The sequence below is a fragment of the Chitinophagales bacterium genome (genome assembly GCA_019694975.1).
Lineage (GTDB): Bacteria > Bacteroidota > Bacteroidia > Chitinophagales > UBA10324 > JACCZZ01.
Genome location: JAIBAY010000002.1, coordinates 598,085 through 612,519 on the forward strand (window position 1 = coordinate 598,085; position 14,435 = coordinate 612,519).

16 protein-coding genes are annotated in these 14,435 nt (G+C 44.9%); 5 read left to right on the top strand and 11 right to left on the bottom strand.

The window, feature by feature from the left end:
- Positions 1-19 precede the first annotated feature (19 nt).
- From K1X61_05575 to K1X61_05590, 4 genes are all read right to left on the bottom strand, one after another.
- Positions 20-1,297 (bottom strand): PorT family protein, encoded by a 1,278-nt coding sequence (locus K1X61_05575; protein MBX7108101.1) that lies wholly within the window; start codon positions 1,295-1,297, stop codon positions 20-22.
- Positions 1,281-1,856, bottom strand: a complete 576-nt coding sequence (locus tag K1X61_05580) for a sigma-70 family RNA polymerase sigma factor (protein MBX7108102.1) — start codon at positions 1,854-1,856, stop codon at positions 1,281-1,283. Before K1X61_05580 ends, K1X61_05575 begins: the two co-directional genes overlap by 17 nt.
- A 135-nt stretch (positions 1,857-1,991) precedes the next feature.
- Positions 1,992-2,573, bottom strand: a complete 582-nt coding sequence (gene rdgB / locus K1X61_05585) for an RdgB/HAM1 family non-canonical purine NTP pyrophosphatase (GenBank protein MBX7108103.1) — start codon at positions 2,571-2,573, stop codon at positions 1,992-1,994.
- A complete protein-coding gene (locus tag K1X61_05590) occupies positions 2,570-3,067 on the bottom strand; it encodes a hypothetical protein (protein ID MBX7108104.1) in 498 nt (165 codons plus the stop codon). Before K1X61_05590 ends, rdgB begins: the two co-directional genes overlap by 4 nt.
- 164 nt (positions 3,068-3,231) lie before the next feature.
- On the opposite strand from K1X61_05590, the gene K1X61_05595 reads away from it, so the two are divergent.
- Positions 3,232-4,317 carry a branched-chain amino acid aminotransferase gene (locus K1X61_05595; protein ID MBX7108105.1) on the top strand — a complete coding sequence of 362 codons (1,086 nt, stop codon included), beginning with the start codon at positions 3,232-3,234 and terminating at the stop codon, positions 4,315-4,317.
- Positions 4,318-4,393: 76 nt separating this feature from the next.
- Here K1X61_05595 and K1X61_05600 read toward each other — a convergent pair whose 3' ends face one another.
- A complete protein-coding gene (locus K1X61_05600) occupies positions 4,394-5,113 on the bottom strand; it encodes a TerC family protein (protein ID MBX7108106.1) in 720 nt (239 codons plus the stop codon).
- Between the two features lie 187 nt (positions 5,114-5,300).
- On the bottom strand, positions 5,301-6,599 hold the full coding sequence (locus K1X61_05605) for a hypothetical protein (protein ID MBX7108107.1): 1,299 nt from the start codon (positions 6,597-6,599) through the stop codon (positions 5,301-5,303).
- 265 nt (positions 6,600-6,864) lie between these two features.
- On the opposite strand from K1X61_05605, the gene K1X61_05610 reads away from it, so the two are divergent.
- Positions 6,865-7,281 carry a thiol-disulfide oxidoreductase DCC family protein gene (locus K1X61_05610; protein MBX7108108.1) on the top strand — a complete coding sequence of 139 codons (417 nt, stop codon included), beginning with the start codon at positions 6,865-6,867 and terminating at the stop codon, positions 7,279-7,281.
- A gap of 63 nt (positions 7,282-7,344) precedes the next feature.
- Here K1X61_05610 and K1X61_05615 read toward each other — a convergent pair whose 3' ends face one another.
- The 3 genes from K1X61_05615 to K1X61_05625 are packed head-to-tail and all read right to left on the bottom strand — an operon-like array spanning position 7,345 to position 9,735.
- Positions 7,345-7,956 (bottom strand): DUF151 domain-containing protein, encoded by a 612-nt coding sequence (locus tag K1X61_05615; GenBank protein ID MBX7108109.1) that lies wholly within the window; start codon positions 7,954-7,956, stop codon positions 7,345-7,347.
- A 24-nt stretch (positions 7,957-7,980) separates the two neighbouring features.
- Positions 7,981-8,958: an electron transfer flavoprotein subunit alpha/FixB family protein gene (locus K1X61_05620; GenBank protein ID MBX7108110.1), complete on the bottom strand. Its 978-nt coding sequence runs from the start codon at positions 8,956-8,958 to the stop codon at positions 7,981-7,983.
- 30 nt (positions 8,959-8,988) lie between these two features.
- Positions 8,989-9,735, bottom strand: a complete 747-nt coding sequence (locus K1X61_05625) for an electron transfer flavoprotein subunit beta/FixA family protein (protein MBX7108111.1) — start codon at positions 9,733-9,735, stop codon at positions 8,989-8,991.
- Positions 9,736-9,831: 96 nt separating this feature from the next.
- Here K1X61_05625 and K1X61_05630 point away from each other — a divergent pair, with 96 nt between their 5' ends.
- A complete protein-coding gene (locus tag K1X61_05630) occupies positions 9,832-10,152 on the top strand; it encodes a hypothetical protein (protein ID MBX7108112.1) in 321 nt (106 codons plus the stop codon).
- Between the two features lie 35 nt (positions 10,153-10,187).
- Positions 10,188-10,568, top strand: coding sequence for an MmcQ/YjbR family DNA-binding protein (locus K1X61_05635; GenBank protein MBX7108113.1), 381 nt, complete (start codon positions 10,188-10,190; stop codon positions 10,566-10,568).
- Between the two features lie 151 nt (positions 10,569-10,719).
- Here K1X61_05635 and K1X61_05640 read toward each other — a convergent pair whose 3' ends face one another.
- On the bottom strand, positions 10,720-11,118 hold the full coding sequence (locus K1X61_05640) for a hypothetical protein (protein MBX7108114.1): 399 nt from the start codon (positions 11,116-11,118) through the stop codon (positions 10,720-10,722).
- A 115-nt stretch (positions 11,119-11,233) separates the two neighbouring features.
- On the opposite strand from K1X61_05640, the gene K1X61_05645 reads away from it, so the two are divergent.
- On the top strand, positions 11,234-11,782 hold the full coding sequence (locus K1X61_05645; GenBank protein MBX7108115.1) for a cupredoxin domain-containing protein: 549 nt from the start codon (positions 11,234-11,236) through the stop codon (positions 11,780-11,782).
- Positions 11,783-12,152: 370 nt separating this feature from the next.
- On the opposite strand, the gene ppk1 is transcribed toward K1X61_05645, so the two are convergent.
- Positions 12,153-14,264, bottom strand: a complete 2,112-nt coding sequence (gene ppk1 / locus K1X61_05650; GenBank protein ID MBX7108116.1) for a polyphosphate kinase 1 — start codon at positions 14,262-14,264, stop codon at positions 12,153-12,155.
- Positions 14,265-14,435: the final 171 nt, after the last annotated feature.

Here is a 14,435-nt window from a genome sequence, read left to right on the forward strand (position 1 = left end):
TAATTCCGCTGTCTTTTGACTATTGACCGGCGACCTGCATATTTCTTTTAAGCGAGAAATTGATAGCAGCATGCACACCAAGCAGGAAGTTGTGCGGATCATCAAACTCCAGATTTTCCGGCGTGTCTTTTACGAACAGGTTAGAACCAATGGAAGTGCGGATACCAACGGTAACAAAGGATGACTTCCGGCTGATAAAATCATAATCCAGCGCCGCCACCAATGCATATTCATTCTTGCGGAAAAGCTGCTGATTCGATACTCTCTCTTTGCTTTCATCAACACTGTAGGAAACAAGCCTGCCATACTGAACACCCAATGAATAATTGACAAAGAAGGGTGATTCCGTTATGCCTGACCAGCCTTGCAGCTTGTGGCGAAACAGCAATGGGAATTGCATGTAGTTGAATGAAATATGTTTCTGTATATATTCCAGGCTTGTGGTCCGGTTATTAGTGGGAAGGTATTTATAACGCTGCCCTTCCTGCGAATGAATGATCCACGCACCTTCCAGTCCCCACTTATTATTGAAATTGTATCCGCCCTGAATCATCAGTGCAATGCCGAACGTAGGTGAGAATCGCAGATTTTCATCATGATATGCTTTGCTGTCTGCAATAAATGTGGTGTTGAATGTTTGTCCGAATCCGGCATAGAATCCTTTTGCATCAGCTATATAAAAATCAGGATTTTTCGCTGCAGCCGGATAAACCTGCTGATTATCATTGATTCCTTTTGCAAAGACAGCAGACGGTCTTGAAATCTCCGCAAATTGTAAATGCAGCGGCTCCATCTGTTCATTTTCCGCCTGCCAGCCAAAGGGTACCTGTGAATCATTGCTGAGTGCAGGGAAAGAAGCAGTCTGCATACCGTATGATTCATCAGTTAAATTATCTGGATCATTCGTGAAACTAAATGCCTCACTATGCAATGGCAGATTGACTGTTCCAGATCCCAAATCAGCAACATTTTTATTTTGCAGAATAGTTGCAGCTGCCAATGTATGTTTTGAAGAAAGAGATTTTTCAGGTAATGCACCTTTAGTTACCTTCAGCTGTTTTCCGGCCTTGTCATTATTACCCGGCTGCAGCGTAGAGGTAAGCCAGTAGGTACCGAAACCAAGCAGTAACAACAATGCAAACAGCAAGCCGCGCCTGGCCGCAGGATTGACATGCCTTTCGAGTTGAAGGCTGCCGGAAAGCCGGTTCCATACCCTGCCCGACGGCTGTGCCTTAAAATGACGCAACTTCCTGCTGAACTGTTCATCAACAATATGTCTATCAGAAGACAGCGGCATATTTTTGTATTCTTTGAGAATTTAAAACCATTTTTTGCAGAAGATATCTTGCCCTGGCCAGTTGCGATTTGGAGGTTCCGATATTAATGGAAAGCATCTCGGCAATCTCCTGGTGTGAATAACCTTCAATGGCGTAGAGGTTGAAAACAGTACGGTAACCCGGTGACAGCCGTTGTACCATGTTGATCAGATCATTGGCCGACAAATGATGAAAATCATCCTGCTGCACAAGATCGTTCTTCATATCTTCCACTTCCATCATGTTTCTCACAGATTGATTTTTCCGGTATCCCTCAATAGCCGTATTCACGAAAATCCGTTTCATCCAGCCTTCGAATGATCCTTCATTCCTGAATTTATGCAGATTGGAATAGGCCCTGATAAAACCTTCCTGCAGCATATCCTCAGCCTGGTAATAGTCACCGGCATACCGAAGGCAGATCGGAAACATGCGGGGAGCAAATACTTTGTAAAATACCTCCTGCATTTTTCGGTCTCCCCTGACACAACCATCAATCAGTTGCTGCTCGCTGACTTTATGTTTACCCCAGAGTCGCATCAATGGTTATTTATTGACTTAAAAATAGAAAGAATAGTTGCATTACGGAAAAAACATTATCCCTATCGTTCCTGCAAATTTGTTGATCTCTATGAAATATCCACTATGTCGTTGTCGGCCTGGTAAAATCCGGTGCTATTGGTCCCTGTCCTTTAAAAACCGGATCATCTTATCAATAGCCTTCCGGCGGTGACTGACGGCATTTTTCTCTTCCTGGGTCATGACAGCAAAGGTCCGGTCACTGCCTTCAGGAATAAAGACAGGATCATAGCCGAAACCATAACTACCGGAAGGCGAATTGGCGATACTTCCATTCACAATACCTTCAAAATAATAAGGCCGCTGCTGCATATACAGGCAAATGACCGTCCTGAATCTTGCCCTTCGGTTAGCATTACCTCCCAGGTTATGCAGCAACAAACGGATGTTATCTTCTGCTTGCTTGCCTTCCCCGGCATACCTCGCGGAATAAACACCGGGCGCCCCCTGCAGGCTTTCCACTTCAAGTCCGGTATCCTCAGCAAAGCAATCCATGCCAAACCTGTTACTGATGAACATGGCTTTCTCCAGCGCATTTTCTTCCAGTGTGGCATGCGTTTCAGCCAGGTCTTCACTGAAATGCAAATCAGCAAGCGAGGTAACAATGATTTCACCCCCGAGCAGCGATTGCACCTCATCACGTTTATGAAGATTCTGTGTGGCGAAAATCAGCTTCAATGGCTGCCATTCTTTAGATGGCTGAAGAAAAGTTTAACCTGCTCAAAAAATAACTTTTTCATGGCTTCATTTTTCTGCACTTCAGCAAAAGATGACGTGAAGAGTATGTTGCAACCTAAAAATTGTATGGTCCGGTTCAGCTGATAATCCATATTCAATCCCAAATCAGCCGGTGTAGCACCATAGCAGATAATGTTTTCCACTTTATACTTTAATTTCAGGTCGTTGAAGGCGATTGTTGCTTCCGCCATTAAATGCCATGCAACCTTGTCATTTGCTACACCAAGCCACTCAGTAAGTTTTCTGAGCAAGACAAAATCACTCTCTGCAATCTCCTGGTTAAACGCATTCTTCAGCACCAGCAGCAATACCGGATATTCAACCGGCTGCCGGTTAAGATTAAGCAATGAAGGAGTCGCGGGCTCAGTTGCCAGGTAAACCGGGTGCGGATACAAATGTGTTAACCATGCTGTTCCTGTTGCGTTTTCATTCATTGTAACATGACTTGTTTATGGCTCAAACATATCAAACATTTAAGACTCCTCCTTCCGTGCATTATTCATTCGTCGAATAGTTTCTTTACGAGGGAAGTATTTTTTAATTTTATGCCACCATTTATTATTGATCCGGCTGCCACCGCCGCATAAATTCCTTACTTATGAAATATCCGTTTCACATTGAACAAACTGAGACATCCCGCCTCGGAACAGTTAATTTCAAAGAGCTTGCTTTCGGTAAATTGTATGGCGATCACATGTTCGTTGCGGAATGCAAGCAGGGCCGGTGGTCTGACTGCAAGATCATTCCCTATGGAAACCTGTATTTCAGCCCTGCATCCTCCGCACTGCATTATGGGCAGATAATTTTTGAAGGTATGAAAGCCTACAAAGATCCTTATGGAAATGCGCAATTATTCAGACCTGAAAAAAACCACAGGCGATTCAACAAATCGGCGGCGAGAATGGGCATGGCCGAAGTGCCGGAAGAACTCTGGCATGACGCATTGCATGAACTGATCAACCTCGACCATGAATGGATACCGGAGGAACAGGGCTGTTCATTGTATGTTCGGCCTTTCATGTTCGCCACTGATCGCTTTATCGGCATCCGCCCAACGGAATTCTTCAAGTTCCTGATTATTACTTCACCTGCCGGCTCTTATTATTCCAAGCCGGTGAAAGTGCTGGCCTCTGATCATTATGTAAGGGCATTTATCGGCGGAGTTGGATTTGCCAAGGCTGCAGGTAATTACGGGGCTACCATGTTACCATTGAAAGAAGCACAGAAGCAAGGATTCGACCAGGTTTTATGGACAGACGGGATTGAACATAAGTATGCACAGGAAATCGGCACGATGAATGTTTTCTTTGTGGTTGACGGCATTGCAATTACACCAAACCTCGACGGCACCATATTAGACGGAGTGACACGCGACAGCGTTATTCAGTTGCTAAAAAGCTATGGCGTCACGGTGGAAGAACGCAAAATATCGCTCGATGAACTTGCTGATGCACATAAAAAAGGCCTTTTCATGGAAGCTTTCGGTACAGGCACTGCAGCCTCTATTACTGCAATCTCGCATATCGGTTACAAAGGTGCCGTAATGGAATTGCCACCCATCAATGAGAAGAATTATTCATCGAAGCTGAAGCAGGACCTGGAAGATATTAAAACCAGCAGGGTGCCCGATCCTTTCGGCTGGGTAGTTAAGGTCAAGAGTAAACTCGTGCCGGAGGAAGTTTAATACCTGCCAACCGGCCCGGAAGACCATACAACACTAACAACTTCACCTGTCAGCAAACAATAATATCAGTAGCTGATTACGCCTTTTTACTTTTTTTCCTTTCTCTCATATTCAGGAATTCTACGAGGAAGGAGAATGCCATGGCGAAATAGAGGTATTTTTTCTCTATGTGATAATGCAGGCCATCTGCTACCAATAACACACCGATCATTAATAAAAATGAAAGTGCAAGCATTTTAATCGTGGGATGCCTGTTGATGAACTCACTGACAATCTTGGAAAACAGCAGCATAAAGAACATTGCTCCGGTTACTGCAATAATCATGATAATGACGTTATCTACCAGCCCCACAGCCGTCAGGATAGAATCAACGGAGAATACCACATCAATCAAAATGATCTGCAGGATCACCGATCCGAAAGTGTTTCTACCCTTCAGCTTCGTCCCGTGCTCATCTTCGTGTTCAATTTTCTGATGTATTTCCAGGGTGGTCTTGTATAGCAGGAATATGCCTCCTGCCATTAGAATGATATCCCTTGCGCTGAGTGAGAAAGTGCCAATGGTTGCAATTGGATCGGTGAGATGCGTCAGCCAAGAAATGGAAAACAACAGCATAATCCTCACCACCAGCGCTATGGCCAACCCGATGGCACGGCCTTGCTGTTGCTGATTTTTCGGCAGTCGCTCGGCAATCAGTGAAATGAAAATGATGTTGTCAATGCCGAGGATAATTTCCATGAAAATCAGCGTCAGCAGACTCGCCCAGCCATCGGCAGTAAGAAGAAAATCAAACATGGTTCTTTGATAAATTTAGCGCGTAAAAATAAAAAGTGATTCGATTCATTGGCGACAAAATATGATTTACGTCTTCCGGGTGCCGACTGCAACCTTCCTCACTCGCTTAAGCTGCAGAACTGAAAACGTCAAACAGATGCTCTGTTTGAGCGTGCAATAGTTTGAAAAAAATCCTGTAAAAAATGCGCTATCCGCTGTATAACATGCCGGCAATTACGGCCGTCATAAAACAGGCAATTGTTCCGCCAATGAGCGATTTAATACCTAAGGATGAAAGATTCTGCCGTTGATTGGAAGCAAGTGCACCAATGCCGCCTATCTGTATGCCAATTGAAGAAAAATTGGCAAATCCGCATAAGGCATACGTGGCAATTACTATCGACCTCGGGTCGGTCAGAAGGCCCTCCTTCATTAAATTACCCATGGAGATGTATGCGACAAATTCATTGATCACGGTTTTTTCACCCAACAACTGACCGATAGCCAGCATGTCGTGGGACGAAACGCCCATTAACCAGGCAAGCGGGGCAAACAGGTAACCAAATAAAAACTGGAGTGACAATCCATCATAGCGGTTATCAGTCATTGAAATGATCTGCGTATTTAATCCGCCTATACCGCCAAACAAATGAAGGAGGTAATTCAGCACAGCCATCAGGGCAATAAAAACGACGAGCATACCTGCTACATTGATGGCAAGTTTTAAACCATCCGTGGTGCCGTTGGCTATCGCATCAAGCACGTTACTTCCCACTTTTTCCTTAGGCACATGAAGATCTTTAGCAACCTTATCCATTTCAGTTTGCGGGAATAAAATTTTTGCACAAACAATGGCTGCCGGAGCTGACATAATAGACTGCGACAACATGTGCAGTGCATAAAACTCCTGTTGCGTGCGGTCGGCACCACCTAAAAAACTCACATAAGCAGCGAGTACGCTTCCGGCTGTATTCGCCATTCCGCCAATCATGATGCAGAGAATCTCACTCTTCGTCATGCCTGCCAGGTAGGGTTTTACCATTAACGGTGCTTCTGTTTGGCCGAGAAATATATTGGCTGCTGTTGACATACTTTCGGCACCCGAGATCTGTTTCATGGTTTTGCTCATTACCCAGGCAAAACCATATACGATGATCTGCAGGATGCCGAGGTAATAGAGGAGTGCGGAGAGTGCAGCAAAAAAAACGATGTTGGGCAGTACCTGTACTGCAAAAACATAGGCCCACGACTGCGACTGATCGGCAAGGTTTCCAAAAAGGAATTCTGTTCCTTTATGCGATAAATTGATGAGTGTTACGAATCCCTGTGAGATATACTGAAAGATGTCGCGGAAAAAGGGAACATGCAAAATCCCGATGGCAAACAACAGCTGAAGTACTAATCCGGCCGCTACAAGTTTCCAGTCGATAGCTTTCCTGTTATTGCTGAAAATTACACAGATAAGTATAAGTGATGCGAGCCCTACAAGCCCCCGGACTATTTCCATCAAAAACTGATTTGTCGGAAAGATGATAATTTATCCGCTGAAATTGAAATATGTTCACTGCAATACCCATGCTATGCTGACTAAAAGCCACTGCCTGGATTATGGCTGTATAAGTAAGCTCAGGATAAAAAGAGCAATACATTGGCGCGGCGTACCTTTATATTAATTCTGCCTTCTGTAAGTAATGCTATCGAATTGCAACCATAGTTTTAATCAGCAGTAGTATGGCGAAAAAGAATCAGGTTATCGAGCAGGAATGCAAAAAATGAAAACAGTGAAAGAGCCAAACACATATTACCTCCTCTTTGACGGCGTGTGTAATTTGTGCAATGGTTTTGTTCAGTTCATCATCAAACGTGATAAGAAAAAACAGTTTCTATTCAGCTCATTGCAGTCACCGGTTGCTGTAAAGCTGCTTGCTGAACACATGTCCGACACACGAAAATCGGATTCCGTGGTATTGATTGAGCAGGGTACCATGTATACAAAGTCAACTGCGGTTTTAAGAATTGCCAGGCAGCTTGGCGGCGGATGGCCGCTATTGTATGGTTTTATCATCATACCTCCGTTTATCAGGGACGGCATCTATGATATTGTTGCAAAATACCGTTACCGAATTTTTGGAAAGCGGGAACACTGCATGGTGCCATCGGCAGCGATAAAAAGGAGATTCCTCGAATAAAAAGAAGGGATAGCGGAACAAATGAAAACAGTACAAGCATAATCTGCAGGGGAGACAGCGTGGTCAGGATTGCTTTTTCCGGCGCGTTATCTCATCCCTCACCTTGATAGCCTGCTCGTAGTCTTCTCTTTCAAGTAATGTCTGGAGCAAGGTATTCAACTCAGGCAACGACTGTCGGGCAAGATCCATAGACTTCACTGCTGCTGCGCCCGGTTTTTTTTCCGCCTTGCGTTCTTTGATCTCCAACTTCTCTTCTTTCGCAGGTTCCTCCAGGATCAATCCGGCTGAATCGAGAATAAATTCATAAGTATATATCGGGCAGTCAAATCTCACGGCAAGGGCCAGTGCATCTGACGTACGGGAATCCACCTCCATTAACTCATTGCCGCGTTTGCAAACCAGCTGGGAGTAGAAGATACCGTCGAGCAGGTTATTGATAACTACTTCCTTCACTTCAATATTAAATGACTGGCAGATGCTGCGCATCAGGTCATGCGTCAGCGGCCGTGTTGGATTCATCTTTTCCAGTGCGACGGCAATGGCCTGTGCTTCAAATCCTCCGATAACGATCGGCAAACGCCGTATGCCACCCACTTCTCCCAATACCACGGCATAAGAATGCGATTGCGTGATGCTATGTGACAAGGCGACAATTTCCAGTTCAATCTTCTTCATGCTAACCCGGCGATTATTAACCCGTTAATTTCCTGCTTTAAATTTTCGCAATGCCTCATTCAGCTTTGGCACCACTTCAAAAGCGTCACCCACAATTCCATAATCAGCAGCTTTGAAAAAAGGAGCTTCCGGATCTTTATTAATTACCACCATCACTTTACTGCCATTCACTCCGGCCAGGTGCTGAATAGCTCCTGAAATACCTATTGCAATATACAAATTCGGGCGGATAGCAATTCCTGTCTGGCCCACGTGCTCCGTATGCGGCCGCCAGTGTATGTCGGCAACTGGCCTCGAACAGGCAGTAGCCGCACCAAGCAGATTTGCCATCTCTTCCAGCATGCCCCAGTTCTCAGGGCCTTTCAGTCCGCGACCACCTGACACGACAATCTCCGCGTCCGACAGCGAAATGCTCCCAGCTGCCTTTACTACTTCTTTCACTGTCACCTTAAAATCTGTGTCACTCAATACAGGTTTAAACTCTTGCACGGTTGCGAGGTTTTCTGTTTTCTGCGGAGCAACCGTGTTGGGCATCAGCGAGATTATCTTCTTTGGGGAATGCATTTCGTAAGTTGCATAAGCCTTACCGGAAAACACATTTTTCTTCACTAAAAACGAATCTCCTTCAATAACCGGCAACTCAATTGCACCGGCAACAAGCCCCGCACGTAATTTCGCAGCTAAAACAGGTGCAATAGCTTTGCCATTATAGTTCTGTATCAGTACCAGCACATCTGCATTGGTTTGCGATTCGGCCTGTGCAATTACCTTAGCATAGACCATAGGATCAAAGTTCCGGAGACGGGCATCTTTCACCACCCAAACCTTTTTGATGCCATAATCGCCTAACGATTTCAATGACTCCTCTTCGGCTTCTCCAACGCACAAAGCATGGGCTTCAACACCCAGCATGGCGCCAACCTTTGCACCATACGTGGAGGCTTCATAGGCAGGTTTCCGGAACTTTCCTTCCGCTGCTTCAACATAAACAAGTACACTCATTCAACGATTGCTTTAAATGTTAATATTTTTTCAGATCACCCGCGCTTCATTATGGAGCAGTGATACAAGCTCTTCCGGATGATCGGCCGAAATCATTTTAGGGCCTGCTTTCTCCTTCGGAACATCATACTTCTTCACAGAAGTGAGCTTCGCAGACGCAAACGGTGGAAGTACTTTGATCGGCTTGGTACGGGCTGCCATGATGCCGCGCATATTGGGAATCCTCGCTTCTGCCATACCTTTTGAAGCGCTGACCACAAAAGGAACCTGCACACTTAAGACTTCCTTTCCGCCTGAAATATCGCGCTCTACCGTAGCGCTGTTGCCTTCGAGATCCAGCGAGGAGGCCAGCGAGATGAAAGGAAGATCGAGCAATCCCGCAATCATGCCGCCAACCTGTGATCCATTGTAGTCGATTGTTTCTTTACCAAGCAAAATGATGTCATACTGTTCGTTGCGGGCAAATTGTGCGATCTGATCTGCCACGAAGAAGGCATCGTCCGGTTCGGCATCAATCCTCACTGCATCATCACCACCGATCGCTAATGCTTTTCGGATGATGGCATCGTTATCAGCACCACCAACATTGATCACTGTTACCGTAACCGCTGCTGATGGCTTTTCTTTTAATTCAATGGCCCTCACCAGTGCATACCATTCATCGTAAGGATTGATGATGAACTGCACTTTGTCATTATTGAATTTCGTACTGTTTTCAGTAAACGAGATTTTTGTTGTCGTGTCCGGTGTTTTACTGATACAAACTAAAATCTTCATGTCTATCTTTGTATGTTTTTAGCTGAAAGATGCCCGTATCTTCAGCATCATTGAAAGAACCGCAAAGGTAGCCAAAAAAGTTTTTCCTGATATACCATGAATGAAAGCCGGATCAGTCAGTTATTAAAATTTCTGTCGGCAAACCCGAAAGACAGCTTCGTAAAATTTGCGCTGGCGCTGGAATACGGAAAACTCGGTGATGAAGAGCAGATGCTTTCCTACTTCAGGGAGATATTGGCAGATGATCCTGATTACTCCGGTACTTACTACCATTTAGGCAAACTGTATGAACGCCGCAATGAACTGGCCACCGCCGGGCAAATTTACCGCGAAGGCATAAAGCGAACGGCAGGAAAAGAACAAAAGGCCCACCAGGAATTACAGGAAGCCCTTCATCAATTACTGGATGAAGATTAAGCGGAATCACCACATGCATTAACTGCTATCAACAAATGACGCACGCCTTTATACGTGAATTTTGTCTGCAAAAGAAAGGCGTCACTGAAGAATTCCCTTTCGACAGTGAAACCCTGGTGTTTAAAGTGATGAATAAAATGTTTTTGCTGACAGGCCTGGAGACGCTGCCGGTCCGTATTAATCTGAAATGTGATCCTGAGCTGGCTGTTGAACTGCGCGAAAAATACCAGGCTGTCACACCGGCCTTTCACATGAATAAAACACACTGGAACAGCGTGGAAGATGATGGAAGCATACCGCAACAGGAAATCATACAAATGATTGATCACTCCTATCAGCTGGTAGTTGCAGGCTTATCAAAAAAAATCAGGCAGCAGCTGGAAGAACTCCCGCCAGCATCTTCAACAGCCAACTGAAAACATGATTAGCGACGATCCATAGTACATGCATGCAGTGATGTAACTTCACATGCACATCATGGATAAATAAACAGAACTTCAATTGCCTGAGAAAGGGAATTGCACGGATGCTCTACACTTTTAGGAAGGTATTTATTACGGTACGATGCTAATTGCCGGCCGGCTTAACAGTGAACTCCGATTTAGTCAGCAATTTATCTTTTTCATCATATACATATACACGGTACAACCCGGCATCATACAGCGTAATTGACTTTGAAACCCAGTTTTTGCCGGGCGTAACAACCTGTTTTAAGGTAGACTGAAAGACCTCATTTCCCTTTTCTGCTTTGTACAGATCATAACTGATGGAGGCAGGTTTTGCATTGCCGAATTGAAAAAGTAATACGATGGCTGCACCTGTTTTTGTAAGGGTAAATTCCTTTGCTGTACTCACCGCTTGCCCATCACTATCGGCAGCTTTACAGAAAGTAATGTTTTGCGCCACAGCTGTCCGCATTCCGGAAACAATCAGCATCAGCCAAAAAATAAATACCTGCTTTTTCATGGAATGAAATTTAACCATCCGGCAAACCAAAAACCGTTCCTCATTTTAGTAATGATAAATTGTGAACAAACCGGCAATTTTATAGTTACAATACTAACTTTAATAAAATAAAGCTATGAAAAAAATTCCTTTGTTATTCAGCATTCCCTTATTCTTCCTGATGCCTTCCTGCGGCGGTGGTGACAACCAGTCAAATCAGGCAACAAACGCTGACACGGCAGGCACCTATGTTACTGAACAACCTGCTGCTGCCTATGATGCAACAAAGATTGATGCCAATGCACCCGTGATGGAGATTTCGCTGGAAGCACTGGGCAACACTATGGATGTTATGTCGTTTTCCACCGCTGAGATACGGGTAAAAAGCGGTACCACTGTTAAGATTCATTTTGTAAATAAAGCGACCGACGCTGCCATGAAGCATAACTTCTTTATTGTGAAAAACGGCAAGGCGGAAGCAGTTGCCACGGCTGCCATCAGTGCAGGCCCGGATAAGAACTTTGTACCCGACGACAAGTCCGACATTCTGTTCACCTCCAATGTACTCGATCCCGGACAATCTGAAGAGTTAATGTTCGCTGCGCCACCTGCCGGCACCTATCAGTTCGTCTGCACTTACCCCGGACACTGGCAAAGAATGAATGGAAAATTCATTGTGGAATAGTCACCAAAACTGAAGCGTTGACGGGTGGGAATTGCAATGGTCGAAAAAACTACCGGTAGGAATTCCCGAACGTCTCTGATTCTTTCGGTACAATGATTCATTGCTGATGTAAAATCATTGACTGTCGGAATTATTGTGTGAGTCGTTGTGAAATATGATTGCAGATCATAAATGCCAGCTGGTAATGTTCAGCCTTAGGCATAATGATAAGTCCGGCCGCAGGTTAAAATTACCGTCCGCATGAATGAGTAACCAGGATGATTTGAACATCAGGCTAAAGAACATTTTCCCGCATACAAATCCAAGGCCGCAACATAAGGTTTCGCGGAGGCTTTCACAGGCGCGTGCTGAAAATACTCTGTAAATAAATTCAGGATGCAGCCTGTCTCAGATCGGGTTCAATACTACCGGTTACAGCACTTTGGGCATTCCTTATAGCCTCGCCTCTGCTCTTCAGGAAATAATAAATCTCATCCTGTGAACGGCAGGGTGGGTTATTGTCCTTTCGGTAATGATTCTGCTGATCGGCATCCATCAGCCGTGCTTTAACATTATCGCGAAACTGAATGTTAAAATAATCCCTGATCTCCCTGCTTATTTCCTTATCAAGCACAGGGCAGGCCATTTCCACCCTGCTGTTCAGGTTTCGTACCATCCAGTCGGCTGAAGTGAGATAAACCAGTTCTTCGCCATCGTTATGAAAGATGAGCATCCGGGAATGCTCGAGGAATTTATCTACAATGCTGATAATTTCAATGTTGGCACGAAGCTCTTCCGGCAAGATCCCCAGGGTACTGGTTCCCCTGATCAGCATCCTGATTTTAACGCCGGCCCTTGCGGCATCAATGATCTTTTCCACCATACCCTGATCGGCGAAATTGTTCAGCTTGATATCAATGCGGGCCGTTTTTCCCTTCTGTGCGGATTCTATCTCATGCTGAATGAGCTTTTCCAACCGCTTGCGCATTTGTATAGGCGACATCACGAGAAACTTATAATCTGGCACTTTATAAGTATTCTGAAAAAACTCAAACATCAGCTGTAACTCCTGTGTAATCCGCTGATCGGCGGTGAATAAACTGTGATCAGCATAGACCCCGGCAGTTGATTCATTGTAGTTGCCTGTTGAAATATTCGCGTATTGAACAATCTCTCCTTTCTCCTTCCTGGATATCAGGCAGACCTTGCTGTGTACCTTGAGACCCTGGATGCCAAAAATAACATGCGCACCTTCGTCACGCAGCGTGTCGCTCCACAAAATGTTATGCTCTTCATCAAACCTTGCCTGCAATTCCATTACCACGAGCACATGCTTGCCGTTTCTGACTGCATTGATCAGCGCATTGGCCACCTTGGAATTTTTTGCAAGCCGGTAGAGGGTGATTTTTATCTCCGTCACCTTCGGATCAATCGCCGCTTCTCGCAGAAAATCTATAAATGAATCGAAAGAATGGTAGGGAAAATGCAACAACACGTCCTTTCCGCGGATCACCTGGAGGATGCTTTTGTTCGGTTTCAGATCAGGGTGCTGCAGCCTTTGAAGCTGCGGATATAATAAGTGCGTCTTGCCTAAAGACGGGAACCGCTGAAAATCCTTAAAGTTATGATACCGGGCTCCTGCCACCAGGTTATTGGTACCCTTCTTCAAATGCATTCTTTTCAGGATGTAATCAAGCATGTCGGAATCAATGGCTGCATCATATATAAACCTTACAGGCGTACCTCTTTTTCTTTGCTTGATTCCTTTCTCGATTTTCTCCGTCACACTCTGATTAAAGTCTTCCAGCAAATCCAGTTCAGCATCACGGGTAAGTTTGATGGTGGCTGCTTTGTAGGTGTCGTGTGGAAAAATATAGAACACATCAGCCAGGCAATACCGGATCACATCATCCAGCAGTATCACAAAATTACGCTCGCCATGTTTCGGCAAAACAAGGAAACGCGGAAGCCTGTCGGTGGGAATTTCTATCACCGAATACTTTGGTTTATGATCATGCCCGCTGTGTGAAAGCAATACGGCAAGGTAGATGGCATGATCTTTCAGATAGGGAAATTCAACGATGGCATCCACCATAATTGGAACCAGGGCCGCCCTCACCTCCTGCTGAAAATAGCTTCTCACAAATACTCCCTGCTCCTCTGTAAGCTGTGTTTCATTCACGATAAAAACCCCCTCCTGCTCCAATTCATGCACAATCCCCTGGTAAATCTGGTTAAATTTATTCTGCAGTGTGATCACCCTGTCAAAAATCTCCGCAAGGATCCGCTTCGGCGAATCACCGATGGTTTTCTTTACCCGCTTACCGAGTACAGTCATCCTTTTCAGCGAGGCTACCCGTACGCGGAAAAATTCATCAAGATTTGAAGAGAAGATCCCCAGGAACCGGAGCCTTTCTAGCAATGGCACTGCAGGATCCTGCGCTTCCTGTAACACACGTTCATTAAAAGATAACCAGCTTATTTCCCTGTTAATCAGCTTCACAAATACAACTTTTGTTTAGAATCGGGCGGCGATTTTTCCATCATATACCAATGCCACCTTTCGGATTTTCCTGCCACAGCAGGTGATTTATCCGCATTGGGAGATGCAAAGTAGTAACTTCCCAAAAATTTTCAATAAATCTTAATATAATAAGCACCGGAAATTGTTTGA